This window comes from Embleya sp. NPDC020630, assembly GCF_044334985.1.
GTDB lineage: Bacteria > Actinomycetota > Actinomycetes > Streptomycetales > Streptomycetaceae > Embleya.
Genome location: NZ_JBIRUB010000007.1, coordinates 471,577 through 497,118, shown reverse-complemented (window position 1 = coordinate 497,118; position 25,542 = coordinate 471,577). Strand labels below are relative to the sequence as shown.

The window sequence follows — 25,542 nt, the reverse complement described above, 5'->3', positions numbered from 1 at the left end:
CTCACCCGCTCCGCTGCTGCCGGCCGGTTTTTCGCCGAGCAACACGCCTGCCTCGTCGGGAGCTTCGGGTCTTGGAGCCCCGCACGCCGGCGGCGACCCACCACCGACTCTGACCGGCCCCGCACCAGCCGCCCCGCAGCCCAGGGCGCGACGCGCGCCGAGAACACCCGGCCCACTCGGGAAGGCCCGGCCGGAGGACTCGACCCGAGCGCCCTTCCTGCCCCCGCCGCCGGCCGGTTTGCGCCGAGCAACACCCCCGTCCCGTCGGGAGCTTCGGGTCTTGGAGCCACGCACGCCGGCGGCGACCCACCACCGACTCTGACCAGCCCCGCATCACCCACCCGCAACCACACGCGCAGCGCCCGCCGAGGACACCCGACCCACTCGGAAAGCCCCCGGGAGAACTCGACCCGACCCCTCACCCGCTGCCGGCCGGATTTCGCCAAGCAACGCACCCGTCTCGGCGCCCAGCACGCCGCCAGCGGCGGCCCACCCCACGACCCCGGCCGACCCCGAATCACCCAGCCGCGCCCCGCCCTGCCGCCCCACCGTTCAACCCCCGCCCGGTCGGTCGCTTCGGTAGGCGAAGCCTGTGCGGTAGGACCAGACGACGGCTTGGGTGCGGTCGCGGACATCCAGTTTGGCCAGGATGTGTTTCACGTGGGTTTTCACCGTTTCCACCGACAGGTGCAGTGTGTGGGCGATTTCGGTGTTGGACAGGCCGCGGGCCATCGCGCGCAGTACGTCGGCCTCGCGGTCGGTGAGGCGGCCCGCGCGCATGTGGTCGGGGCCGATTCGCGCGGCGTGCGAGGCGAAGAGGCGGCGGGCGACCGCCGGTGAGACCACCGCGTCGCCCGCCGCGACCGCGTGGATGCCGGCGATCAGCTCCTCCGGCGTGGCCCGCTTGAGCAGGAAGCCGTCGGCGCCGGCCGAGATCGCGTCGTCGACCACCTCGTCCAAGTCGAACGTGGTGAGCACCAGGACGCGCGGCCGGTCCGGTACCGCCATCAGGTCGCGGGTGGCGGAGACGCCGTCGCGGACCGGCATCCGGATGTCCATCACCACCACGTCGGGCCGATGTTCCAGCGCGGCCCGCACCGCCTCGGCGCCGTCGGCCGCCTCCCCCACCACGGTGATCCCGGGCTCGGCCCGCAGCAGGGCCTTCAATCCGCTCCGGACCAGCGCGTCGTCGTCGGCCAGCAGCACCCGGATCACGAACGCACCTGCGCCGGCAGCGTCGCCCGTACCCGAAAACCCGCCGGCACCGGGCCGGCCTCCACCTCGCCGCCGACCGACCGGGCCCGCTCGCGCATGTTGACCAGCCCGCGCCCGGGCCGTCCTACCCGCAACTGGCGTCCCTCGTTGACCACTTCGAGCACCACGGTGTCGTCGACCTGGGCCAGCTCGACGTCGATCCGACCGCTGTCGGTGTGCCGCAGGGCGTTGGTCAGCGCCTCTTGGACGATCCGGTGCAGCGCCTGCGCGACCGTGGCGCCCACCTGTATCTCCTCCGTGGTCAGCCGCAGTTCGCGGCCCGCCGCCCGGACCCGGTCGACCAGCGCGGACAGGTCGGTGGTCGGCCGGTCGGCGTGCATCACCCGGACCAGCCGGTCCAGCTCCCCCAGCGCATCGCGCCCGACGCTCTCGATATTGCCCAGCGCCTCTCGGGCGAAGTCCGGGTCATCGGCGAACACCCGGCGCCCCACCCCGGCCTGCATCACCATCACGTTGACCGCGTGCCCGATCGAGTCGTGCAGTTCGCGGGCCAGCTCGGTGCGCTCCTCGGCCCGGACCCGGGCGTGCTCGGCGACCGCCGCGGCCCGCCGGCTGCGCGCGGCGTCGCCCGCGACCATCGCGACCAGGAAACACACCGTCACGTTGAACACGTCGGTGGGCCCGATCGGCGCCCGGTCGACCACGAAGTAGCCGCCCACCGCGGCGAGCATCACGGCCACGCCCGTCACCCGGGCGGTGGTCCCGCGCAGCGAGAACAGGGTGAACAGCGAGATCCACACCGGCCACTGGGTGACCGTGGTGGAATAGCCGGCCGCCGCGTTGACCACCACGAGCAACGACGTGGCGACCACCACCCCCACCGGCGCGACCCGGCGCGGGAACAGACACAGCGTGGACCCGACCGCGAGGCTCAGACCGACCGCGTCCAGCCCCCGGTAGGGCGGGTCGGCGGGGGCGAGCACGGTCACCGCGACCGCGCCCGCCACGAACGCCGGCGTGAGCCAAACGTCGGAAGTGCGCATGCCCCATCCTGCACCGGCACGCCCCACCCCGGTCCACCCCCGCACGGCGGAGAACGATCTCCCTCGCACGAGGGAGGGGATTTCCCGTTCCGGGGGGCGAGCGCGGACCCCTCCGCTTCCTAGCGTGGTGACATGCCGCGAAAGGACGCCCCGACATGACCACGACCACCACGACCACCGCCGCGCGCCGACCCGACCCCACCCGACGTCGCACCGTGGGCGTCTGGTGGCTCGCGCTGAGCGCTCTGGCGATCGCCGTGTTCGCCCCGCTGCCCTACCTGACCGAGTCCCTGGTCGCCCTCGCCCGCGACGACGCCGACATAGCGGGCAACTACGCGTACCGGCCGAAGTGGCAGCAGGCCTTCTTCTACACGCACATCGTGGCCGCCGGCCTCGCCCTGCTGCTGTCCCCCGTCCAGCTCGCGAGCCGAATACGGCTGCGCGCGCCCCGCCTGCACCGGGCCTGCGGCCGAGTGGTCCTGCTGTGCATCGCGGTGGGCGGCGTCGCCGGCCTGGTGCTCGCGCCGATGAACCACGCGGGCGCGGTGGGCACCGCCGGCTTCGGCATGCTCGCGGTGTTGTGGGTGGGCTGCGCCGGCTTCGGGTTGCGGGCGATCCGGCGCGGCGATCCGACCCTGCATCGCCGCTGGATGCACCGGGCCTTCGCGTTCACCTACGCGGCGGTGACGCTCCGCCTGTGGCTGATCCTCCTCGTGTCGCTGATGGGCGACTTCGACCGTGCGTACACGTTCGTTCCCTTTCTGTGCTGGGTGCCCAACCTGATCGTGGTCGAATGGCTCCTCCGCTCCCGCGCGCCCCGAAAGATCATCCCGCCCGTCACGTGATCAAGGTCTGCGCGTCGCCCGCGCGCCACCTTTGCCTCATAGCGTCTGGCCGGTATTCGCCCCTCCCCCCGAGCGCAAGGAACCCACATGGCGACCGAGGACCACTCGCTTCCGGCCGATCGGCCCCTACCGCAGCTGCCCGAGTGGGCCGACCCGGAGGTGGCCGAGGACCGACTCGACGCGCAGGGGGTGTCGCGCCGAGGGCTGATCGGTCGAGCCGGGCTGTTCGGGGCCGGATTCCTGGGTGCCTCGGCACTCGGGATGACCGGCGCGGGCGTGGCGGCGGCGGCCGAGTCCGACGACGCGGTCCAGGCGAGTTCGCGCCCGGGCCAGGACGGCCCGCCGAGCAAGTACGTCTACCTCGTGGGCGACCACCACGTGCACACCGTCTACAGCCACGACGCCAAGTACGGCTTCGCCCAGTCGGCGGCGCAGGGGCGGCAGTTCGGCCTGGACTGGATCGTCTACACCGAACACGCCAACTTCGGCCACGCCAACGCCGGCGGCGCGGAGCGCGAGCACGCGGAGATCCTCAAGGCCCGTCAGGAAAACCCGCGGGTGCTGATCTTCCAGGGCCTGGAGTGGTACGTCCCCGCCGCCGAGCACGCCACCATCATGGTCGCGCCGGGCCGCAACGAGGTGGAGCTGCTGCGGCAGTTCGAGCTGACCTTCGACGCCAAGCTGAACAAGTTCGACGTGGGCGCGGTGGGCGACCCCAAGACGCCCGCCAACGAGGCCAAGGCGGTGGAGGCGATCCGCTGGCTCGGACAGCGCCGCCGCGAGGGCTTCGTCGAGGACGTCCTGGTGCTGGCCAACCACCCCAGCCGGCTCGGCATCGTCTCCCCGCACGAGCTCCGCGCCTGGCACGACGCCGACCCGTCGATCTTCCTCGGCTTCGAGGGCGCGCCCGGCTCGCAGGCCAACGCCGACCCGGCGTGGGTGAAGTATCGCGAGGGCCAGACGGGTCCGGGCACCTTCCAGCGCGGCGAGTACCAGAACGCGCCGTCGCCGCAGAGCTGGCCGCGCTACCCGATCGAGAGCTACCGCACGTTCGGCGGCTTCGACTGGATGACCGCGACGGTCGGCGGCATGTGGGACGCGCTGCTGTCCGAGGGCCGGCTGTGGTCGGTCACCTCGAACTCGGACAACCACCGCACCATGTTCGACACCTACGCCGACGGCGACTATCCGCCCGGCAAGGGCTTCGACGACCTCGGCTCCAAGCCGCTGCCCAAGGACACCGGTGTCCCGCAGCCCGGCAGCGACTTCTGGCCGGGGCAGTTCAGCCGCACCCACGTGGGCGTGGAGCGGTTCGGCTACCGCGATGTGATGAACGGCCTGCGCGCCGGGCGTGTGTGGGTCGACCACGGCCAGCTGCTCGACGGCCTCGACGTGTGGATGGTCGCGGACAACGGCCGCAGCGAACCGGTCACCCTGGGCGGTCGGTTGCCGCTGGCGGCGAACCGGGGCGCCACGCTCTACATCCGGGTCACCACCGCGAGCCGGCCCAACTACCACGGCGTGGTGCCGACCCTGGCGCACGTGGACGTGATCACCGGCACGGTCACCGGCAAGTCCCGCGACGCCGACGCCTGGCAGGCCCCCGACGCGCGGGTGACCAAGCGCATCGACGTGGCCGGCCGTACCGGCACCTACACCCTGAAGGTTCAACTGCCGCGCCGGAACAAGCCGTACTACGTCCGGCTCCGGGGCAGCGACGGCAACCGGCACGGCGTCGGCCCGTTCGGCGCGGGCGTAGACCCGGCCGGCCCGATCCAGCACCCGAACAACGACGGCGACCCGTGGCGCGACATCTGGTTCTACAGCAACCCGATCTTCGTCGACGTCAAGAGCTCGCACTGGGGGGACTGACCCGGGGTGGCGGCGGGGTCGACGTCCCTTGCCCGGACGTCGACCCCGCCGCCGGCAGGGGCCGGTCCGCTGCGGCCGGCGATCCGCGCCGGATCCCCGTCCGGGCCTGGATCCGCATGTGGCCGAGCACACTCGACCCGCCGACCGGCAGGCGCGGATCGGATCCGGAGATGCGGTCGACGAAGAGGCCGGGCAGGGGGCATACGCCCGATCAGGAGAGCGGGCGCTCGCCCGTCGTCCCCGCGATGCCCACCCAGCGGCGCCACTCCGCGACCAGGCCCCAGCTGTCCTCGCTGGTGTTGGCCACCAGCAACTCCCCCGAACGCACGACGTGTTTGCGCATCGCGCTCTCCGCGGCCACCCCGTCGCGCCGGCGCAGTGCCTCCACGATGTCGGTGTGCTCCCGGAGCGCGGTCTCCACCGACTGGTACCTGGGTACGCTGAGCCGCCCGTCCAAGGCCAGGGTCTGGCGCAACTCGCCGACGAACTTGGCCAGTCGCCGGTTTCCGCCGGCCCGCAGGATCACGTCGTGCAGCTTCTCGTCGGCGGCGAAGTACTCGGGGCCGGCGTCGGGGTGCGCGGCCATGATCGCCAGTTGGGCGGCCAGTTCCTCGTCGTCGCGGGTGGTCATCACCGCCGCGGCGCTGCGGCACGCCGGCGGTTCCAACAACACGCGCAGGCTGCACAGTTCGACCACGCCGCGCCCGTCCGGGCCGAGCACACGTGCGCCGCGGTTGCGTTCGATCCGGACCAGTCCCAGGTCCGCCAGTTTGAGCAGTGCCTCCCGCACCGGCGTCCGGGAGGCGCCGAACCGCTCGCCCAACTCCCGTGCGGAGTAGAGCGTCCCGCGTTGGAGTGTGCCGAGCCGGATCGCGTCACGGATCTCCGCGGCGATCTGCTCGGACTTGATGTCCGCCGACGACGGTAACGACGACAAGGGGTTCCCCAGACCGGCCGAGCGACCAGGAGCACGATTCCCGGCCCGCTCGACCCGAGGCCGGAGCGGCCAGGATAGCCGCCGGAACCCGACCCCCGTCCGCCGCCCGCCGGCGACTCCCGCACCCGCCCCGACGGGCCCGACGTCCGACGCGACGGGTGCACCGGCCGCCGCGAACTCCCTCGTGTGTCAGCGCACCCGGGTACGCGGATCTCGCTCGTGGTCGCGGTCGTCGCGCTGGTGGCCTTCGGCTTCTGGGAGACCCGTACCGCGCACCCGATGGTCCCGCTCGCACGGTTCCGGAACCGGGTATTCAGCGGCGCCAGTTTCTCGCTCGTGCTGCTGACGTTCGCCAACGGCGGCCTGATGTTAATGTCCGCCGGCTTCTGGACCGCCGCCACCTGCATCCTGGCCGCCGTCGCCCTCGCACTACTCCTGATCCGCGACCAGACCGTGAGCGACGAGGCGGAGGCCGAGGGCGCGGGCGCGGGAGGCCAGGGCGCGGGGGCGGCGGATGTCGAGCGCACGGGTGCGGAGGCCGCAGGTACGGGTGCGAGGCCCGAGGGCGCGGGGGCGGAGGCCGCAGGCGCGGGTGCGGAGGCCGATGCCGAGAGCGAGGGCACGGGAGCAGAGGTCGCGAGGACCGTGGGCGCCGTGGCCGGAAGCGTGAAGGCCGTGGGCGCCGTGGCCGAAAGCGTCAAGGTCATGGGCGCGGTGACCGAAGGCATGGGGCTGTGGCCGCACGCGCCGTGGGCACCGTGGCCGAGGGCGCCCAGAGCGAGCGGAGCGTGGCCACAGGGCCGGTGGGCACCGTGGCCGGGAGCGCCAAGGCCAACAGCGAGGGCAAGCGCCCAGGGGCCGAAGGCGCAGTGGGCGCGAGGACCGAGGACGCCCAGAGCGAGAGCGAGGGTACGGGGGGCATGGCCGCCGGGGCTACGAGCCTGGGGAGCGGCGAAGCCCAACCGGCGTCGGCCGAGCCCACCCCCGCCTGCGCAGCGGCGGCCCACTGACCTCCCGCACCCGGACGATCTCGCACCACGGCGCCCCGACGGCCCACCCGCCGTCGGGGCGCCGTGGCATCAGTCGGTCCAATTGGACTCGAACGCCCACCCGCAACCCGACAACCGATCCGCATCGAACGCCGGCCGCACGGATGGCACGCGCACTGCGGACGAAGCCACAGCCATCGCCCACCCCCTGCGGCTCTCCGGATCTCAACCATGGCCGGACTGGAGGCGATCGCTCCCCAAAGCGGACCGCAGCCGTGCCCACCAGCCTGCGGCCCGCCGGTCCTCAAGCGCGGCCGGGCCGAAAGCGATCGCACTCCCCCCGCGAACCGCAGCCGGCCGCCCACCAACCTGCAACCCGGTCGCCCTGGGATGCGGAACGAGCCGCGGCAGCGGGGAGGGAGACAGGTCGGGTCGAGTCCGCCGGGGAGCCTTCCCGAGTGGGCCGGGTGCCTTCGGCGGGCGTTGCACCTTGGGTTGCGGGTGGCTGGTGCGGGGCGGGTCAGAGTCGGTGGTGGGCCGCCGCCAGCGTGCGGGGCTCCGAGACTGCGGGCTTCCGGCGAGGCGGGTGTGTTGCTCGGCGGAAAACCGGCCGGCAGCGACGGGCAGAGAGGGCGCTCGGGTCGAGTCCTCCGGGGCGCCTTGTCGCGTGGGCCGGGCGTTCCCGGCGCGCGTTGCGCCTTTGGCCGGGGGTGGCTGGTGCGGGGCGGGTCTGAGTCGGTGGTGGGCCGCCGCCGGCGTGCGGGGCTCCGAGACCGGGGGTCCCGACGAGGCGGGTGTGTTGCTCGGCGGAAAACCGGCGGCAGCGACGGGCAGGGAGGGCGCTCGGGTCGAGTCCGCCGGCGAGCCTTCCCGAGTGAGCCGGGCAGCGCATTTCGAGGTGCTGTTGGGCTTGTGGGGGGCGGGAGTTCACGAAACCGGACGGCGTGAGGTGCCGTGGACACACCGCGAGAGAAAACCGCAGGTCGGCGCGCGGCGGGCGCTTCTGCAGTGCATCGGGATCCGGTTTTGGTCCCCACTGGGCACTTTCGGTCTCCTCGAACGGCCTCTGCGAGGTCGCAGCGCCCGAAGTCGACCCCGAGCGGGCAGTTTCGGTCCCCTCACCGGCGTTGAGGAGGCCGGAGCGCACGAAACCGGCACTCCACACCCGACTTTCCACCCCGACCCCACAAAACCGCAGGTCACCGAAGCTCGAAGCCCACAACCACCCACCGCGATCCTGTTTCGAACCCCAACCCCCTCCGAACACCCCCGAAACGCCCCGGCCCACCCGGGAAGGCCCCCGGAGAACCCGGCCCGACCACCCACCCGCTCCCCCGCTGCCGGCCGGTTTTCGCCGAGCAACACGCCCATCTCGTCGGGAGCCCCACGTCTCGGAGCCCCGCACGCCGGTGGCGGCCCACCACCGACTCTGACCCGCCCCGCACCGGCCACCCGCAACCAGAGGCGCCACGCGCGCCGGCAGCGCCCGACCCACTTGGGAAGGCTCGCCGGCGGACTCGACCCGAGCGACGGATACGCCGCGATGCTGATCGGGGCCGCGCTAACCGTGCCGTGGTTGGTGGCCGGGCTTGATGTCCTGCACGTACTCGATGGAGACCCCGCGACCGGTGAAACCCTCGTAACGCCAGGCGGCGTCCAGCACCTCGCGCACGTCCCAGCGGATGTTCGGCGGCTGGGCGGCCCGGCCGGGTCTGGCCCACTTGAACGGATCCCACCCAACGCCCGCAGATGTTCGAAGCCGGCTCGAAGTGGCCCCACCCAAGCGGAGCCCGTCACAGCCCAGGCCCGCCGCTGGAGACCAACCGCGTTGCCACAGCCCAAGCACGTTCAAGGCCATTGCCTGCGGCAGTTCCGCGCAGCGCCCGGTGAGACCGGCAACGCCACGACATATTGCCCAGGCAGCGCTGACGGCGGGATTGGGACCGCCGCCAAGGTCGGCCGTCGGAGCGCTGCCCTGTCGAGGATCAACCCGCACGCCGCCCGGTCAGGTGCGCAAAACGCCATCCCACGTCCCAGGCAGCGGAAGCGCTGTTCGACCGGGCCCAACTCCAACCCACCGCTGCAGGTGATGTCAGGGCGACGTCGCTGCGCCAACGAATGCCCCACCACAACCCAGCCGGCGCTACACATGGCGGCCGGCGACATGGGCCAAGGCCACCACATTCCCAAGCAACGCTGTGGCCCGGTCGACGCAACCGCCCAAGGTGGCCATCGGGACACCGCCCCGTCGACGGATTCGATCCCCGCCCCTCGCTGGTGGCTCACCCGCCGCCCGACAAGGCGCGTGCGGGCGCCACCACATGGCCAGGTAGCCCTGCCGAACGCTCGAAGCCGCCGCAGCACGTGACCCTTGGGGCATCACCGCGCCGGCAGGAAACTCCATAACCCCACCACCGCCGACTGCGCGTGGTCGCAGGCGAGGGGGCGAGCGCATTACGCGGCCCAGCAACGCTGCTCCGCCGGGTCGAACCACCGCCGCGAGGAATCACCGGACGGCACTCCATCGACGGACCGTGCTCCCCTCCCCGCCGGCGGCTACACCCGTGGCGGTCGGTGAGGGGCGTAGGCCGTCACGCGGCCCGACCAGCGCTGCTCGGCCGGGTCGAACCACCGCCGCGAGGGATCACCGGGCGGCGCCCCGTCGGCGGGCGTGGTCCCTCCCTGTCGGCGGTTATGTGTGGTGGCTGGTGAGGTGGGCGAAGGCGACTACGTTGCCCACGTAGCGCCGGGTGGTTTGGTCGAAGCCGCCGCCGCAGGTGATCAGGCGGAGTTCCGCTGTCTTGGTGGCGCCGTACACGCGTCGGTTGGGGAAGTGCTCGGCGCGGTAGACCTCGATCGCGTCGATCGTGAAGACCGCGGTGCCGCCGTCGGCGCGATCGACCTCGACCGTGTTGCCGCGATGCAGCGCCCCGAGGTGGTAGAAGACGGCCGGGCCCTGGTCGGTGTCCACGTGTCCGGCCACGATCGCGGTGCCGCCGGCGCCGGGCGGCGTGCCCTTTCGATACCAGCCCGCGAGGTTGGGCTCGTCGGTGGGCGGGGCCGCGAGCCTGCCGCCGCTCTCCAGGTCCAGGCCGGTCAGCGGGGCGTCCACGCCGATGGCCGGGATCCGCACACGGGTCGGCGCGGCGGCGGGCAGCGGGGCGAGCGGCGGCGGATCGTGCGGCGCGGGTCGGGCCTCGTCCGGGTACACGTCCGCGACACCGGGCTGCGGCGGCGGCCCCGGGGTCCCGGTGCCGTTGACGAGCAGCGCGACCCCCAGACACATCGCCACCACCCCCGCCCCGACCGGCCCGATTCCCCGCTTCGCCGCACGCTCCTCGGCCGCGACCTCTGGCTCCACAAAACCTCCCGTCACCGCGATCGAGGTGGGTCGACATCGACCCCGGGCCTTTTGGACGTCCTCACTGACGTGGGTGGGTGATCCGCGGTCGACGGGGCGCAGGTGGGGTGACGCACCGTCGGCGCCCAAGCCGCGCCGCCGCACAGGCACTACAAGGTGGGCTGCGCACTCTCGATGGCACCGAGTCCAGCGATCCGGTGCCGGGTGAGTAGGGCACCGTCGCCGGCGCGGCCCGCCGAGTCGCATGGGCAAGGCATCGCTGGTCGCGCGGGCCCTTGGCGGCAAGCGCGCGAAGCATCATTGATCGCACCCGCCCTTCCGACCCGAGCGCGGGCCACACCCCCTCGTCCGCGGCCGTCCGAGTGCCCGCGTCGCCGATGTGGGTCGGGCGGCGCGGGCACTTGGTGCGTGGGGGTCAGGGGTTGCCTGCGTTGCGGCGGCGGTGCAGCACGATCAGGCCCGCGCCGGCGGCGAACATGCCTGCGCCGAGGGCGATGTCGGTGTCGGTGTCGGCGTCGCCGGAGCCGTCGGACGTACCGCCCGCGCCGGTGTGCATGCTGCCCGAGGGCGCTGCGGCGTGTGCGTCCTCGTGGCCGGGGGCGTTGTCGTGCGCCGACTCGGCCTTGCCATCCGCGCCCTTGCCATCCGCGCCCTTGCCATCGGCGGCCTTGGCATCCGCACCCTTGGCATCCGCACCCTTGGCATCCGCGCCCTTGGCATCTGCACCCTTGGCATCTGCGGCCTTGGCGTCCGGGCATTGCTTGGCGGCGTTCGACGCGGTGGTGGTCATTTCGTTCTTGGCGCGTTCGAGTTGGTCCTGGTGGGACTTGTCGGGTCGGCCGGCGGTCGCGGCGGTGTCCTTGCCGTAGTCGGCGACGGCCGCGTCGTACGCCAGTTGCGCCTTCGCGGCGTCGGCGACCGCCTTTGCGCACTCCGCCGGATTGCTCTGGGACGAGGCAGGGGCGGCGGCGTAGGCGAGCGCCGGGGCGGCCAGGGCGAGACTCGCGCCGAGCAGCGGCGGGCCGAGCAGCCTGTGGATCGAACGCATGATGGAACCTCCGGCGAGCGCGGACGCGGTAGCGGCCTACCGCTGGGACAGCCGTGCTCGCGACTTCCAGGTAAGCCGGGCGGATACCCTCGCGCACGCCGAAATCACCCGAGATGGGGTTGAACAGCCACGCTCCGTAAGCATGGGATTCCCGGTTCCCCCGCCCCCACGGCCCCGACGAACCGGTCACACATTTCCGCCCCCGCCTACCCGAACGGGTGACCCGCGTGCGTGCCCGGCCCGAGCCCTCGCGGCGGCATCCCACCCCCGTGTGTGGAATGACGCCGCAACGGCTCGGGTCCGGAAGCGTCAGTGGGTGCTTCCGCCCTGGGCGGTGATGTCGGTGGTACGGGTGGCGGCGGTGGTCACGATCGCCCGCAGCGCGTCGGCGATGGCGGGCAGCGGGAGCGAGGCGACGGCGCGGTCGGCCACCTGTTCGGAGGCGAAGGGGACGTGTACGAAGCCGCCCCGGGTGGTGGGGCGTTCGGTGGCGATCAGGTGCATCAGGCCGTAGAACACGTGGTTGCAGACGAAGGTGCCCGCAGTCGAGGACACCGACGCCGGTACACCCGCCGCGCGCGCCGCCGCGACGCACGCCTTGATCGGCAGGCCGGCGAAGTAGGCGGCGGGCCCGGTCTCGACGATGGGCACGTCGATCGGCTGCCGGCCGGCGTTGTCCGGGATGCGGGCATCGTCGACGTTGATCGCGATCCGCTCCACGGTGACGTCCGGCCGGCCGCCGGCCTGGCCCACGCACACCACCAGGTCCGGGTCGACCCGCTCCACGGCGGACCGCAGTTCGTCGAGGGCGGTCCCATATACACAGGACAACCGCACCGCCGTCACCTCCAGGTCCGCCGCGGCCCCGGGCTTCGCCGCCACCAGTCGCACCGCCTCCCACGACGGATTGCTCGCCTCGCCGGCGAAGGTGTCGAATCCGGTGAGGAGTACGCGGGTCATTGGTGATGCCTCCTGGAACGGCGGAGCAAAGCGGGTGACGAAAGCGCCCGATCGGAACACGAGAACAAAACGCGAGAACGAATCGCAAAGCCGGAACGCGAAGCGTCGAAATGCGAGTTCGGAACGCGAAACCTTGGAACGCGAGGTCAGAACGCGAAAGCCGACATGATGCCGATGTTGACCACAAGCAGCGCACCCGCCGTCGGCAACTGCGCCTTGATCGGCCCGTATTGGTCCTTGAGCCCGAGCAACGCCGCGGGCACGATGTTGAAGTTGGCCGCCATCGGTGTGCACAGCGTGCCGCAGAAGCCGGCGAGCATCCCGAGCGCGAGCACCACGGCCGGGTCGCCGCCGCCCTCGACCACCAGTACCGGCCAGCCGATCGCCGCGGTCATCACCGGGAAGGCGGCGAAGGCGTTGCCCATGATCATGGTGAACAGGAACATGCCCAGGCAGTACACGATCACCGCGACGTAGATCTTGCCGTCCGGCAACACTTTCGAGGTGATCACGCCGACCTGCTTGCCGACGCCCGACACCTGGAAGATCGAGCCGAGCGTGGCCAGCAGTTGGGGCAGCAGCAGCGCCCAGCCCATCGCCTCCAGCATCGACCGGCCCTCGTGCACGGGGACGCTGATCCGCTTCTCGCGGACCACCAGCATGCCCACGACAAGCGCGACGATCGCGCCGACGCCGAGTCCGAGGATGGTCTCGCTGCCCTTCTGCAGCACCGGTTCGGTGCCGATGTGCCACTTCTTCACGAACACCGCGCACACCATCGCCACCACCGGGATGGTCAGCGCCGGGATGAAGATGCGGCTGCCGAGCCGGGACGCGATGGCGACCCGCTGCTCACGGCTGGTGGTGGGCACGGTGCCCTTGCCGGTGAAGCCGAAGCCGGCCAGACAGACCATCACCAGCACGGCCACGCCCAGCGGTTCGGCCGGAGAGGTCTTCTCCACGACCCGGGTGCTGTAGATGAAACCCGCGCCGAGCAGGCCCCAGAACGCGGCGCTGCCGAAGCGCTTGGGATTGCTGCGATCCACCAGCATCTGCGCGGCCATCACCAGGAAGACGGCGCCGACCAGCCAGAAGAACCATTCGACCTTGATCACTTGAGCTTCCCCTCGGCGGCGGAGTCGACGGCGGACGCCATGGCGGGGACGGCCCGCGCACCGGCCGGCGCCGCGGCGAAGTCGCGGGCCAACGTGCGGTCCAGGCGCAGCAGTCGGGCGCCGTGGATGAGGAACGCGAAGACGGCGGTGGGGATCGCCCACAGCGCCACGTGCAGCGGCTCGATGTGCTGGTGGTATGTGGTGTTCACGAAGCCCGTGATCAGCAGGATGGAGCCGACCGCCAGGAAGCAGTCCTCACCGAAGAACAGGCCGACGTTGTCCGCGCCCGCCGAGTGCGAGCGGATCTTCTCGCGCGTCTTCTCGGGCAGCGGGCCGTGGCTGCGCTCGGCGGCGCCCTCGGCCATCGGCACCACGAGCGGGCGTACCGTCTGGGCCGGGCCGCCCAGGCTGACCAGGCCCACGGCGGCGGTGATTTGGCGCAGCCCCAGGTAGAGCACCAGGAAGCGGCCGGTGGTCAACTTGCCGAAGCGCGCGATCAGCGTACGGGCCTGTTCCTGGAGGCCGTTGCGTTCCAGGAGCCCGATGACGGGCAGGGTGATGGCGAAGATCGTCACGCCGCGACTGGACGCGAAGCCGTTGCCGAAGGCGGCCAGCACTTCACGCGGCGACAGGTCGCCCAGCAGGCCGGTGGCCACACCGGAGACACCGACCACCAACAGGGGGTTGCGTCGGGTGGCGAACCCTACGATCACCAGTAGGACGCCGAGGAGCACAATCATTGCGCAGCCTTCCACGCTCGGGTCCTCGAACAGTGGGGACGAGGAGGTGCCGAGGAGGCTAGGCTATTGTTGAACAATCCCACAAGACCTTGTGAACGGCGCGGGAAATTGGTGTACTCCTCCCGCACCGCTCGTCGCACTCTGGGGGAATCCACCGTATGACCCAAGATGTCGACCTTGCCCGGACTTCCGGCGACGATACACTCGGCCGTCTGGCCGCCGACCGCGACCTCCTCGGTCGCGCCGGCACCGCGCAGCGCGTCGCGGAGGTGTTGCGGGATCGGATCGCCGAGGGCGCCCTGCCACCCGGCACCCGACTCTCCGAACAGGCCCTGGGCGCCGCCCTCGGCGTCTCCCGCAACACGCTGCGCGAGGCGTTCCGCACGCTGGTCGACAATCGCCTGGTGGTGCACGAGATGAACCGGGGCGTCTTCGTCCGGATGCTCGACCCCGACGACGTGACCGACATCTACGCCGTCCGACGCGCCCTCGAAGGCACCGGCCTGCGGGCGGTCTGTACGGCGGCGCCGGAGCGGATCGCGGCCCTGCACGCCGCGGTCGCGGGCGGCGAGGCGGCGGCCGAGGCGGGTGACTGGGCCGAGGTGGGCACCGCCGACCTGCGTTTCCACCGGGCCCTGGTGGCGCTCGCGGGCAGTCCGCGGCTCGACGAGTACATGACCCGCCTGATCGCCGAACTGCGCCTGGCCTTCCTGGCGATGCCCTCGGCGAGAGCGCTGCACGAACCGTTTCTGCGGCGCAACCGGGAGATCGTGGACCTGCTCGCGGGCGGCGACTTCGACGGCGCGAAGGTGGTTCTGGACCGGTATCTCGACGACGCGTGCGAGATGATCTGCACCGCGATGCGAATGGACGGCGCATGAGCGTGAACGCCGACGCGGCCCCGACGGGCAAGGGCTCGGATTCGAACCTGGACTCGGGCTCCGTCGTGATCGACCTCAACGCCGATCTCGGCGAGGGCTTCGGGCGGTGGCAGCTCACCGACGACGAGGCGTTGCTCTCCGTGGTCACCAGTGCCAACGTCGCGTGCGGCTTCCATGCCGGGGATCCGGTCACCATGCGCCGGGTGTGCGAGCTGGCCGCCGAGCGCGGTGTGCGGATCGGCGCGCAGGTCTCCTACCGCGACCTGGCCGGCTTCGGGCGCCGGGCGATGGACGTGCCCGCCGCCGAATTGGCCGCCGAAGTCGCCTACCAGATCGGCGCGTTGGGGGTGTTCGCGCGCGCCGCCGGTTCGCGCGTGTCCTATGTCAAGCCGCACGGGGCGCTGTACAACCGCACCGTGTGGGATGCCGACCAGGCCGGCGCGGTGGTGGCCGGCGTACTCCTGGCCGGCGGCGCGTTGCCGGTCCTGGGGCTGCCGGGCTCGCGCCTGCTCGAAGCCGCCGAGTCCGCCGAACTGCCTTGTGTACCCGAGGCGTTCGCGGACCGCGCATACACCGCGCGGGGCACCCTGGTGCCACGCGCGGAACCCGGTGCCGTCGTTCACGACGGCGACCGGGTCGTGGCCCGCTCGTTGACGATGGCGCGTGAGGGCGCCGTCGTCGCCATCACTGGAGAGCGGGTCGCCGTCTCGGCCCGGTCGCTGTGCCTGCACGGCGACACCCCGGGCGCGGCCGAGTCGGCGCTGCGGGTCCGCCGCGCGCTGCTGGCCGCCGATGTGTCCCTGGAGCCGTTCGCGTGAGGACCTTGCCGGTGGGCCGACACGCACTGCTCCTGGAGGTGGACACGGCCGACCGGGCCGAGGCACTGCACGCCGAACTGCTGCGGCGGCGCACGGCGGGTACGCTGCCGGCCGTCCGGGAGATCGTCCCGGCGGCCCGCACGGTCCTGCTCGACGGGCTCGCCGACCCCGTCGCGCTGGCCGCGGACGTCACGGGCTGGCGCATCCCGCCGCTGTCGCCGGAGGCGGGCGAGCACATCGAGATCGCGGTCCGCTACGACGGGCCGGACCTGGCCGAGATCGCCGAACTGTGGCGCGAGCCGGTCGAGCGCATCCCCGAGATCGTCGGGGCGATCACCTTCCGGGTGGCGTTCTGCGGCTTCGCGCCCGGTTTCGGGTATCTGACCGGCCTGCCCGAGCGCTATCACCTGGCCCGCCGGGCCACCCCGCGCACCGCGGTCCCGGTCGGCTCGGTGGGCTTCGCCGGGGAGTACGCGGGCGTATATCCGCGCTCGTCGCCCGGCGGCTGGCAACTGGTCGGCAGCACCGACGCGGTCCTGTGGGACGCCGACCGCGAGCCGGCGGCCCTGTTCGCTCCCGGTGTCCGCGTCCGCTTCGTGGCGGTGGGGCCGTGAGCACGGGACGGGGCGGCGTGGGCGGGGCCGAGGCGAGCCGGGCGGGGCGGGACAAGCCGCGCCGGGGCGAGGCGGGTCGGGGCGAGGCTCGCCGGCGGGAGGCCGGTCGCGGTGAGGCGGTGCAGCGCGATCCGGGGTCGGAGGGGCCTCGGGTCACCCACGTGAGTGACGCATCACGCACGATCGAGGTGATGCGAGCCGGCGCGCTCACCACCGTCCAGGACCTGGGGCGAATCGGCTTCGCACACCTGGGCGTACCACGCTCGGGCGCGCTCGATCAGCCGGCCCACCGCCTCGCCAATCGCCTGGTCGGCAATCCCCCCGAGGCGGCAACCCTGGAGACCACTCTGACGGGCACCGCCGTGCGGGTGCGCCGAACCACCGTGGCCGCGGTGGTCGGCGCACCCTGCCCGGTCCGCGTCGCCGGTCGCCCCGTCGCCTGGGGCGCGGCGATCCGGGTACCGGCCGGCGCCGTCCTCGAGGTCGGCCCGGCCACCGCCGGCCTGCGCACCTACGTGGCACTCGCCGGCGGCGTGGCGGTCGAACCGGTCCTGGGCAGCCGATCCACCGACCTCCTGTCCGGACTCGGCCCGTCCCCACTCGCGGACGGCGACCTGCTCCCGCTCGGCGAGCCCACCGGCCCCGCCCCACCGGGCGCGGACGTCCACCGCCGATCGGGCCCGCCCACCGAACTGGTACTCCCCCTGGTGCTCGGCCCCCGGCAGGACTGGTTCACCGAAGCCGCCCGAAACTCCCTCGGCGCCGCCCACTACACCGTGGCCTCGGCAAGCAACCGAATCGGACTACGCACCGACGGCCCCGCCCTGACCTGGGCGCGCACCGACGAACTCCCCAGCGAGGGCATGGTGCTGGGCGCGGTACAGGTCCCACCCGACGGCCGCCCGGTCCTGTTCCTGGCCGACCACCCGGTCACCGGCGGCTACCCGGTGATCGGCGTCGTCCCAGAGGAACACCTACCCGCCGCCGCCCAAGCAACCCCGGGCACCCCGGTCAGGTTCACCCCCACCACCCACTGAACCCCAACCCCACGCGGCCGTTCCCACCCCAAAAAGCCCCCAACAAACGGGCCACCCAAAGACCACCCAAACCCGGCCCCACCCACCCGCACCGGCACGACCCGACCGAGACGCAACCCCCACCGCAAGCACCCGACCCGCTCGGGGAGGCCGCCGGCGGACTCGACCCGGCCTCGGACGGTGCCCCCGGTTCGTGGATAACGCCCCCGCCCGCCCAACCGCCGCGTCGCAGCACCGCAGCGCACCGCAGCACCGTCACGGCGCCCCCGCCACCACCGGCGCGCCCCACCCCCGCCGTCGCCACATCCCCACCCCCTCCCCACCTCCACCCCACTCCCCACTCGGACGCCTACTCGCCGGTAGCAGCCCCGAGCTCGCCTTCGCGGCCCGGCCCAGCCGCTTGCACATCACCCCCACCCACCCAGCAGATCGCCCGATTTGTCCATGAGTTCATCACACCCTCACCCATGAATTCCTCACTCCGCATTGATGACGAATGCGACTTTCGGCGGCCTCGGGGCGCCGGCAGTGTTCCGGTTGGCACCCGGGCTTCCGGAGGGAATAGGAGTGCGATGAATCAGGGATACGCGGTTTTCTGCGACGCCGATCGGCTGTTCTACGACGCGCCGTATCGGCTCCGCGCGGACGACGCCGGCCTGGCCACGCACTACGCCACGCTGAACCGCGAACTCCCCGACGGCTGGCTGCGCAATCCCTCCGGTGACTGGCTCGCGTTTCGGCCCGATCCGTGTGAACTGCCGGAGCAGGGTTGGAAGATCCACATCTCCGCCGTACACGCCAACGCCGAGCGGGTGTTGACCGTCGTCTGGGACTACTGCATCCCGCGCGGCATCGCGTTCAAGTGCATGCCGAGCCCGTATCTGCTGCACAACCGCAACGGCAAGTACGCCGACCGCGCGGCCAGCGGCAAGTTCGTCACCGTCTACCCCGCCGACGACGAGCGGTGTCGCGTGGTCGCGGAGGAGCTGTCCGCCCGTCTGGCCGGCGAGCCGGGGCCGTACATCCTGAGCGATCTGCGCTGGGGCGAGGGGCCGGTGTTCCTGCGCTACGGCAGCTTCACCGAGCGCAACTGCCGTGACGCGCGCGGCGAGTTGTGTCCGGCGATCGAGGACGACACCGGCACGCTCGTCCCGGACCGGCGCGAACCCTCGTTCCAGGTACCGCCGTGGCTGGACCTGCCCGCGTTCCTGGAGCCCCACCTGGCCGCCCGCACCGCGACCACGGTCGGCGAACTCCCGTACCGGATCGAGCGCGCGCTGCACTTCTCCAACGGCGGCGGGGTCTATCTGGGCCGGGATCCGCGCACCGACGAGCAGGTCGTCCTCAAGGAGGCCCGCCCGCACGCCGGACTGGGCGCCGACGGCGCGGACGCGGTCACCCGCCTCGAACGCGAGCGCGACGCCCTGCGCCGGTTGAGCGGACTGGCCTGCACACCCGAGGTGCGCGACTGGTTCACCCTGGGCGATCACCGGTTCCTGGTGCTGGAGTTCGTCGAGGGCCGCCCGCTGAACACCCTCTTCGCGCTCCGCCACCCGCTGATCGTGACCGACCCCACGCCGGAGTCCCTGGCCGACTACACCGCGTGGGCCATGCGGATCTACGGCCTCGTGGCCGACGCCGTCGAGGCGATCCACGCGCGGGGCGTGGTCTTCAACGACCTGCACCTGTTCAACATCATGATCCCCGAGGACGAACAGTCGGTCACACTCCTCGACTTCGAGACCGCCGCCATCGACGACGACACGCGTCGTCAGGTGGTTGCCAGCCCCGGCTTCGTGGCGCCCGCCGACCGACGCGGCTTCGACATCGACCGCTATGCGCTCGCCTGTCTGCGGATCGCCCTGTTCCTGCCGCTCACCAGCCTGTTCGCGGTGGACCGGAACAAGGCCCGGCACCTGGCCCAGGTCGCGCTCGCGGAGTTCCCGATCCCGGCCGGCTGGCTGGACCCGGCGGTCGAGGAGATCCTGCGCGGGTACGACCCGGCGCCCGAACGCGAATCCGGTATGCCCCCCGAGCACGCCCGCGCCGACATCCCCAAGCCCGAACACGCCCGCGCCAACGCCCCGACCCCTGAGCCGAACCGGGTGGGGACCACCACGCCCAACAGTTCGCCCACCGCCTCCGACAGCTACCTCCCCGTAGACCCCGCCGACTGGCCGCGCAGCCGCGACTCGATGGCCCGGGCGATCATCCTGTCCGCCACCCCCGACCGCGAGGACCGCTGCTACCCGGGCGACATCGCCCAGTTCGCCGTCCCGGGCGGCGGCGCGTGCCTCGGCTCCGGGGCCGCCGGCGTGCTGTACGCGCTGGCCGAGACCGGCGCCGAACGCCACCCGGCGGGTGAGGAATGGCTGTTGCGCGCGACCAAGAACCCGCCCGCCGGCAACCCGCCCGGCTTCTACGACGGCCTGTCCGGCGTGGCCTGGATGATGGAGCGCCTGGGTCACCGCGATCGCGCCCTCGACCTGGTCGACCTGATCCTCGGTCAGAACCGGCACGGCCTCGGCGTGGACCTGCACAGCGGACTGGCCGGACTGGGCCTCGCCCTGGACGACCTCGCCCGCACCACCGGCGAACACGCCCTGCACGACCGGGCGTCGGCCTGGGCCGAACAGGTCGCCGACCGGATCCGCACCGGCCCCCCGCCGACCCGAGCCGGCCTCCTGTACGGTGCCACCGGCGGTGCTCTCCTCTTCCTGCGCCTGTACGAACGGCTGCGCGACCCGGGCCTGTTGGACGCCGCCGCGGACGCGCTGCGCAGTGACCTGGCCCGCTGTGTGGTCGCCATCGGCGGCGCCCTGCACGTGAGCGAGGGCCGCCGTACGATGCCCTACCTCGGCGCCGGCAGCGTCGGCATCGCCATGGTCCTCGACGACTACCTCGCGCACCGGCCCGACGAGCAATTCGCCGCCGCCCGGCTGGAGATCGCCCGTGCCGCCCGAGCCCGGTTCTACGCCCACCCCGGCCTGTTCCGGGGTACCGCGGGGATGATCCTCCACCTGAGCCGCACCACCGCCGACGAACCCGACACGCCCAACACACCCGACACCCGTGCCGCCGACCTGCGTCGGCTGACCGACACGCTCTCCTGGGGCGCGATCCCCTACCGGGGCGAACTCGCCTTCGCCGGCGACCAGATGATGCGGCTCTCCATGGACCTGGGCACCGGCACCGCCGGTTGCCTGCTCGCACTGGGCAGCTCCCTGCACGACCATCCCGTGCACCTGCCCTTCCTCCCGCCGCCTCGGCGGCCCTGAAGCCGGTCCCGTTCTTCGCGGACCGAGGCAGAATCGGCCCACCCTTCGGGCGGGTCGCGGCACCATACCGTTCCACTACCGAGAGGAATGATCACCATGGCACTTCTCGACCTGCAGACGATGGCGGCGGAGGAGACCGAGCTCGGCGGCGGCGGCCACGGCGGCGACAGCAACGTGAGCCTCCTGCTGTGTGGCAACAGCAGCCTGAGCCTGCTTCAGTGCCACTGACCTCTGACTCTCTTCGGGAGGCTTCGAGCATGCCTCTGAGCACCCCGAGGTAGCCAGGACGAGTCGACAGCGGTCCCGGGCGGCGGCATTCCGCCCGGGACCGCCGTTCGTGCAGTATCCCCGCACCCCGATGCCCCCAACACCCCCAACACCCCCAACACCCCAGCGACGAAAGCGAGGAACCGCGCCGGCATGGCCGCCACGGACCGCACCCCCGACGGCGCATCGGCGGCGCCCCCCGGGACCGCCCATCTGCTGGCCGGCGCCGTGCGCCACAGCCCGGGTCGCACCGCGGCCGTCTTCCTGTGCAGCGCGGTCGCCGCCGGTGTGGCGATCGTGCTCCCGGCCCTGCTGGGCCACACCCTCGACCTGCTGCTCGACGACGCCGACGGCCTGCACGGCGCGGTCGTCCTGTGCGCGGTGCTGATCGTCGCCGAGATCGTCTGCACCGCCCTGGAGGCCCTGCTCGGCGGGGTCGTCACCGCCCGAAGTGCCGCCTGGTTGCGCCGACTCGGCGTGGATCACCTGCTCTCGCTCGCCCCGCACCGGGCCGGCGAACACGCCTCGGGCGATCTGGTCACCCGACTCACCGGCAACGTGGCCGAGGCGAGCACCGCGCCGACCACCGCCGCCGCGGGACTGGCCGCGCTGTTCGTCCCGATCGGCGGTCTGGTCGCTCTGGGCGTTATCGACCCGTGGCTGCTCGCGGTGTTCCTGGCCGGTGTACCGCTGCTGATCTGGCTGTTGCGTGCCTTCGCCCGCGGTTCCTCGGAGAGCGTCTCCGGCTACCAGAAGGTCCAGGGCGAGATCGCCACCCGACTGGTCGAGGGCCTGGGCGGCGCCCGCAGCATCGCCGCAGCCGGCGGATCGGCCCGCGAACTCGGGCGCATCCTCGATCCGTTGCCTCGGCTGAACGCGCAGGGGCGGCGGATGTGGCAGGTGTACGGGCGGGCCATGGCGGGTGCGGGCATCCTGGTCCCGCTGCTGAGCACGGCGGTGCTCGCGGTCGGCGGCGTACGGCTGGCCGACGGGCACCTGACCGTGGGCGAACTGCTCGCCGCCTCGCGCTACACCGCGCTCGCCGCCGGGCTGGGCGTGGCGGTCGGCGGCCTCGACGCGCTGGTGCGCAGCCGTTCGGCCGCGCGGCGCACCGCCGAACTGCTCGCGATCCCGCCGATGCGGCAGGGCACCCGAGCGTTGCCGGCGTACGGTCCCGGGCGGCTCGAGCTGTGCGGGGTCACCGTGCTCCGGGGCGGCGAGCCGGTGTTGCGCGGCGTGGATCTGGTCGTGCCCGGCGGCACCACCATGGCCGTGGTCGGGCGTTCCGGCGCGGGCAAGTCGACACTCGCCGCGGTCGCCGGGCGGTTGTGCGACGTGGACGCCGGCGTGGTGCTGCTCGACGGCGTGCCGCTGACCGAGATCGATCCGGCGCGGTTGCGCCGCGAGGTCGGCTACGCCTTCGAACGGCCCGCCCTGTTCGGCGAGACGATCGCCGACGGCATCGCCTTCGGGCCCTACCGACCGCAGCCCGCCGGGATCGAGGCCGCCGCCGCCGCGGCCGGCGCGGACACCTTCATCCGCCTGCTGCCCGGCGGGTACGCCGCGCCGCGCGCGGGCGCGCCGTTGTCCGGCGGCGAACTGCAACGCCTGGGCCTGGCCCGCGCCTTCGCGCACGCGGGCCGGTTGCTGGTGCTGGACGACGCGACCTCCAGCCTGGACAGCGTCACCGAACTGCGGGTGGATCGGGCCCTGGTCCACGACGTCCGCGCGGGTACCCGGCTGCTGATCGCCCACCGGGTGTCCTCGGCGGCCCGGGCCGATCTGGTCGCGTGGCTGGAGGCGGGCCGGGTGCGCGCGGTCGGAACACACGAGCGGTTGTGGGAAGAGCCCGATTACCGGGCGGTGTTCGTCGCCGCCGAGCCGGACGACGCGTCGCCGGGGCCCGGTTCGACCCGGGATTCGACCGGGACATCGAAGTATGGCCCGACCGGGGATGGGGATTCGACCTGGGAGGGCAGGTGACCGAGGAGCGTTCCGGGGTGCCCGCCCTGGCCCGGCGTTTCCTGGCCCGACGCAAGCGAGTGCTGGTCCGGCTCGGCGCATGGTCCCTCCTGGAATCGGCGCAGACCTTCGTCGGCGGCTACGGCGTGGCGATGGCGCTCGACCACGGTTTCCTGACCGGCCACACCGGCATCGGCCTCGCCTGGCTGGCGGTCGCGGCGGTGGCGGTGATCTGCGGCGGCGCGGCCACCGGCGGGGTGTTTCGCGGACTGGCCGACCTGGTCGAGCCGTTGCGCGACGGGCTGATCCGCCGGGTGGCCGACCGGGCCCTGACCGAGGCGATCGAGGCCCCGTCGCGTGCGGCGGACGGCGCGGTGGTGTCGCGGTTGACCAATCAGACCGAACTCGCCCGGGACAGCTTCGCCGGACTGGTCCTGGTGGCCCGCTCGTTCGTCTTCACCCTGCTCGGCGTGCTGCTCGGACTCGGCGCGCTGGCTCCGGAGTTGCTGATCGTGGTGCTGCCCCCGCTGGTAATCGGCCTGGCCTTGTTCCTGGCCACGCTGGCGCCGATGGCGGCCCGGCAGCGGGTGTTCCTCGACGCCGACGAGGCGTTGTCGACGCAGCTCGGCGCGGTCGCCGAGGGGCTGCGCGACGTGGTGGCCGCGGGCGCCGGGGAGTCGGTCGCGGCTCGGACGCATGCCCTGATCGAGGCCGAGGCCCGGGCGGCTCGGGTCCTGGCCCGATGGGCCGCGGCCCGTACCGTCGCGCTGGGCGTGGCCGGGCAGTTGCCGGTGCTGCTGCTCCTGGTCACCGCGCCCTGGTTGTTGCGGCAGGGGTTGACCGCCGGAGCCCTGCTGGGCGCGCTGACCTACCTGACCCAGGCCCTGCTGCCGGCCCTGCACACCCTGATGAACGCGCTCGGCGCGGCGGGCACGCGGCTGCTGGTGGTTCTCGATCGACTGACCTCCGGGCCGCGAAGTGCCTTGCAGGGCTCGCCGGTTGTCGAAGCGGACCACCCTTCGGCCGAACGCGGCGCCCCCGCCCGAGTCGAGATACGCGGGCTCACCTTCGCGTACGGTCCGACCGCCCAGCCGGTCCTGCGCGACCTGGATCTGACCATCGAACCCGGCGAGCACCTCGTGGTGGTCGGCCCCAGCGGGATCGGCAAGTCGACGCTGACCGCGCTGATCGCCGGCCTGCTCGAACCCGACCGGGGCGAGATCCGGGTGGCGGGGCGACCGGTCGCGCCGATCGCCGCCGAACCCTCCCGCCGGCGTGTGCTCATCCCGCAGCAGGCGTACGTGTTCACCGGCAGCGTCCGGGAGAACCTGCTGTACCTGTGCCCGGACGGCGCGTCGCCCGCCGCGCTGACCACGACCGCGGCCGAGGTCGGTCTGCTGCCCCTGGTCCACCGGCTGGGCGGCTTCGACGCGCCGGTGGACCCCGCCTCCCTGTCCCAGGGCGAGCGCCAGTTGCTCGCGCTCGGCCGGGCGCACCTGTCACCCGCGCCCCTGGTGCTCCTGGACGAGGCCACCTGCCATCTGGATCCGGCGGCGGAGGATCGGGCCGAACGGGCCTTCGCCGAACGGCCCGGGACGCTGATCGTGGTGGCACACCGAATCAGTTCGGCGCATCGGGCCGACCGGATCCTGGTGCTGGACGGGGCGCACGCGGTGTGCGGGACGCATCGGGAACTCCTGGACCGGTCACCGCTGTACCGCGACCTGGTCGGCCACTGGCACGCGGAACGCATCTGATCGGCCGTCCGGGTTCCGGGGGCGGCGGCGTGCGGGGCCGGGAGGCATGGCCCCGCCAGGTCCGCCATAAGGAAAACGGACCCTAGACCCACCCGGCGTCGCGCGAGATGCGGATCGCGTCGATCCGGTTGCGGGCACCGGTCTTGCGGGTGATCGCGCACATGTAGTTCCGTACCGTCCCGATGCTCAGCCGCAGGCTGCGGGCGATCTCCGGGGCCGAGGCGCCCTTCGCGGCGAGCGAGAGCACCCCCAGTTCGCGGGGCGTCAGCGGTGCGGTCGCGGCGCGCAGCAGGTCGAGCGCGAGCGTACCGTCCACGTAGCGGCGGCCATTGGCCATCAGTCTTATCGCGCGCGGCAGTTGCAGCGGTTGGGCGTCCTTGTCCACGAAGCCCAGCGCCTTGGCTTCCGCCGCCCGGCGCAGGCTGCCCGGGCGCGCGGTGGTGGCCAGTACCAGCAATGCGCAGTCCCGGTCGACGGGACGACTCGGTAAACGGGATGCGCCGGGACAGTCCACGTCCACCACGCATACGTGCGGACGTTGGGCGCGGGCCCGGTCGGGAGCGCTCTCCCAACTCTCGGCGACCACCTCGATGTCCTCCTCCCGATCGAGCAGCGCGGTCAGTGCCGATCTCATCAACTCCGTGTCGTGCACCAAGAGAACCCTGATCATGTCCGCCCCCAGTCTGTGCCGACGCGCCTGAGGTGCCCGCCAAGCACGTCGATAGGTACCCCATCCCGAGAGTCTCAGCACTACCTGTAATCGGATGATTCTTTAATGCGACATTCAGATCTCGGGTTCTCGT

The 25,542-nt window shown here is 72.6% G+C and carries 20 protein-coding genes; 11 read left to right on the top strand and 9 right to left on the bottom strand.

The features are described 5' to 3' along the window. Positions 1–552: 552 nt before the first annotated feature. Together ACH4XV_RS26025 and ACH4XV_RS26020 are read right to left on the bottom strand one after the other, a co-directional pair. Positions 553–1,215: a response regulator gene (locus ACH4XV_RS26025; RefSeq protein ID WP_395793749.1), complete on the bottom strand. Its 663-nt coding sequence runs from the start codon at positions 1,213–1,215 to the stop codon at positions 553–555. Further along, positions 1,212–2,258, bottom strand: a complete 1,047-nt coding sequence (locus ACH4XV_RS26020; RefSeq protein ID WP_395793747.1) for a sensor histidine kinase — start codon at positions 2,256–2,258, stop codon at positions 1,212–1,214. The genes ACH4XV_RS26025 and ACH4XV_RS26020 overlap by 4 nt, the downstream gene beginning before the upstream one ends. Before the next feature lie 155 nt (positions 2,259–2,413). Between ACH4XV_RS26020 and ACH4XV_RS26015 the strand changes: the two genes are divergently transcribed. Continuing rightward, complete coding sequence (locus ACH4XV_RS26015; protein WP_395793745.1) at positions 2,414–3,103, top strand: DUF2306 domain-containing protein; 690 nt, start codon at positions 2,414–2,416, stop codon at positions 3,101–3,103. An 87-nt stretch (positions 3,104–3,190) separates the two neighbouring features. Further along, entirely contained in the window at positions 3,191–4,975 is a 1,785-nt protein-coding gene (locus tag ACH4XV_RS26010; protein WP_395793743.1) for a histidinol-phosphatase, read from the top strand. 211 nt (positions 4,976–5,186) lie between these two features. On the opposite strand, the gene ACH4XV_RS26005 is transcribed toward ACH4XV_RS26010, so the two are convergent. Continuing rightward, positions 5,187–5,912, bottom strand: a complete 726-nt coding sequence (locus ACH4XV_RS26005) for a GntR family transcriptional regulator (RefSeq protein ID WP_395793741.1) — start codon at positions 5,910–5,912, stop codon at positions 5,187–5,189. A gap of 734 nt (positions 5,913–6,646) precedes the next feature. Between ACH4XV_RS26005 and ACH4XV_RS26000 the strand changes: the two genes are divergently transcribed. Then, complete coding sequence (locus tag ACH4XV_RS26000; RefSeq protein WP_395793739.1) at positions 6,647–6,922, top strand: hypothetical protein; 276 nt, start codon at positions 6,647–6,649, stop codon at positions 6,920–6,922. Positions 6,923–9,593: 2,671 nt separating this feature from the next. Here ACH4XV_RS26000 and ACH4XV_RS25995 read toward each other — a convergent pair. From ACH4XV_RS25995 to ACH4XV_RS25975, 5 genes are all read right to left on the bottom strand, one after another. Further along, positions 9,594–10,262 carry a class F sortase gene (locus ACH4XV_RS25995; RefSeq protein ID WP_395793737.1) on the bottom strand — a complete coding sequence of 223 codons (669 nt, stop codon included), beginning with the start codon at positions 10,260–10,262 and terminating at the stop codon, positions 9,594–9,596. Between the two features lie 415 nt (positions 10,263–10,677). Beyond that, on the bottom strand, positions 10,678–11,310 hold the full coding sequence (locus tag ACH4XV_RS25990; protein ID WP_395793735.1) for a hypothetical protein: 633 nt from the start codon (positions 11,308–11,310) through the stop codon (positions 10,678–10,680). Between the two features lie 309 nt (positions 11,311–11,619). Continuing rightward, complete coding sequence (gene pcp, locus ACH4XV_RS25985; protein WP_395793733.1) at positions 11,620–12,270, bottom strand: pyroglutamyl-peptidase I; 651 nt, start codon at positions 12,268–12,270, stop codon at positions 11,620–11,622. Between the two features lie 146 nt (positions 12,271–12,416). After that, complete coding sequence (locus ACH4XV_RS25980) at positions 12,417–13,385, bottom strand: DUF979 domain-containing protein (RefSeq protein ID WP_078980341.1); 969 nt, start codon at positions 13,383–13,385, stop codon at positions 12,417–12,419. Further along, positions 13,382–14,125: a DUF969 domain-containing protein gene (locus ACH4XV_RS25975; RefSeq protein WP_395793731.1), complete on the bottom strand. Its 744-nt coding sequence runs from the start codon at positions 14,123–14,125 to the stop codon at positions 13,382–13,384. Before ACH4XV_RS25975 ends, ACH4XV_RS25980 begins: the two co-directional genes overlap by 4 nt. A 158-nt stretch (positions 14,126–14,283) precedes the next feature. Between ACH4XV_RS25975 and ACH4XV_RS25970 the strand changes: the two genes are divergently transcribed. From ACH4XV_RS25970 to ACH4XV_RS25935, 8 genes are all read left to right on the top strand, one after another. After that, positions 14,284–15,006: a GntR family transcriptional regulator gene (locus ACH4XV_RS25970; RefSeq protein ID WP_395793729.1), complete on the top strand. Its 723-nt coding sequence runs from the start codon at positions 14,284–14,286 to the stop codon at positions 15,004–15,006. After that, positions 15,003–15,824, top strand: coding sequence for a LamB/YcsF family protein (locus ACH4XV_RS25965; RefSeq protein ID WP_395793727.1), 822 nt, complete (start codon positions 15,003–15,005; stop codon positions 15,822–15,824). Before ACH4XV_RS25970 ends, ACH4XV_RS25965 begins: the two co-directional genes overlap by 4 nt. Continuing rightward, positions 15,821–16,438, top strand: a complete 618-nt coding sequence (locus ACH4XV_RS25960; protein ID WP_395793725.1) for an allophanate hydrolase subunit 1 — start codon at positions 15,821–15,823, stop codon at positions 16,436–16,438. Before ACH4XV_RS25965 ends, ACH4XV_RS25960 begins: the two co-directional genes overlap by 4 nt. A gap of 191 nt (positions 16,439–16,629) precedes the next feature. After that, positions 16,630–17,475, top strand: a complete 846-nt coding sequence (locus ACH4XV_RS25955) for a biotin-dependent carboxyltransferase family protein (RefSeq protein ID WP_395793777.1) — start codon at positions 16,630–16,632, stop codon at positions 17,473–17,475. A 572-nt stretch (positions 17,476–18,047) separates the two neighbouring features. Continuing rightward, positions 18,048–20,753, top strand: coding sequence for a class III lanthionine synthetase LanKC (lanKC, locus tag ACH4XV_RS25950; protein WP_395793723.1), 2,706 nt, complete (start codon positions 18,048–18,050; stop codon positions 20,751–20,753). Between the two features lie 96 nt (positions 20,754–20,849). Further along, positions 20,850–20,981: a SapB/AmfS family lanthipeptide gene (locus ACH4XV_RS25945; protein ID WP_380027352.1), complete on the top strand. Its 132-nt coding sequence runs from the start codon at positions 20,850–20,852 to the stop codon at positions 20,979–20,981. A gap of 192 nt (positions 20,982–21,173) precedes the next feature. Then, the gene (locus ACH4XV_RS25940; protein ID WP_395793720.1) at positions 21,174–23,003 is read left to right on the top strand and encodes an ABC transporter ATP-binding protein; all 1,830 of its coding nucleotides are present in this window, start codon (positions 21,174–21,176) and stop codon (positions 23,001–23,003) included. Then, complete coding sequence (locus ACH4XV_RS25935) at positions 23,000–24,739, top strand: ABC transporter ATP-binding protein (protein ID WP_395793718.1); 1,740 nt, start codon at positions 23,000–23,002, stop codon at positions 24,737–24,739. The genes ACH4XV_RS25940 and ACH4XV_RS25935 overlap by 4 nt, the downstream gene beginning before the upstream one ends. Positions 24,740–24,821: 82 nt before the next feature. Here the strand turns inward: ACH4XV_RS25935 and ACH4XV_RS25930 are convergent, their stop codons facing one another. Then, positions 24,822–25,409 carry a LuxR C-terminal-related transcriptional regulator gene (locus ACH4XV_RS25930; RefSeq protein WP_380003707.1) on the bottom strand — a complete coding sequence of 196 codons (588 nt, stop codon included), beginning with the start codon at positions 25,407–25,409 and terminating at the stop codon, positions 24,822–24,824. Positions 25,410–25,542: the final 133 nt, after the last annotated feature.

Coding starts and splice junctions, on each gene's coding strand:
- ACH4XV_RS25975 (WP_395793731.1), bottom strand. CDS start 14,125: ATGATTGTGCTCCTCGGCGTCCTACTGGTGATCGTAGGGTTCGCCACC.
- ACH4XV_RS25930 (WP_380003707.1), bottom strand. CDS start 25,409: ATGATCAGGGTTCTCTTGGTGCACGACACGGAGTTGATGAGATCGGCA.
- ACH4XV_RS25965 (WP_395793727.1), top strand. CDS start 15,003: ATGAGCGTGAACGCCGACGCGGCCCCGACGGGCAAGGGCTCGGATTCG.
- ACH4XV_RS26010 (WP_395793743.1), top strand. CDS start 3,191: ATGGCGACCGAGGACCACTCGCTTCCGGCCGATCGGCCCCTACCGCAG.
- lanKC (WP_395793723.1), top strand. CDS start 18,048: ATGAATCAGGGATACGCGGTTTTCTGCGACGCCGATCGGCTGTTCTAC.
- ACH4XV_RS25940 (WP_395793720.1), top strand. CDS start 21,174: ATGGCCGCCACGGACCGCACCCCCGACGGCGCATCGGCGGCGCCCCCC.
- ACH4XV_RS25990 (WP_395793735.1), bottom strand. CDS start 11,310: ATGCGTTCGATCCACAGGCTGCTCGGCCCGCCGCTGCTCGGCGCGAGT.
- ACH4XV_RS26020 (WP_395793747.1), bottom strand. CDS start 2,258: ATGCGCACTTCCGACGTTTGGCTCACGCCGGCGTTCGTGGCGGGCGCG.
- ACH4XV_RS26015 (WP_395793745.1), top strand. CDS start 2,414: ATGACCACGACCACCACGACCACCGCCGCGCGCCGACCCGACCCCACC.
- ACH4XV_RS25955 (WP_395793777.1), top strand. CDS start 16,630: ATGCGAGCCGGCGCGCTCACCACCGTCCAGGACCTGGGGCGAATCGGC.
- ACH4XV_RS25970 (WP_395793729.1), top strand. CDS start 14,284: ATGACCCAAGATGTCGACCTTGCCCGGACTTCCGGCGACGATACACTC.
- pcp (WP_395793733.1), bottom strand. CDS start 12,270: ATGACCCGCGTACTCCTCACCGGATTCGACACCTTCGCCGGCGAGGCG.
- ACH4XV_RS25945 (WP_380027352.1), top strand. CDS start 20,850: ATGGCACTTCTCGACCTGCAGACGATGGCGGCGGAGGAGACCGAGCTC.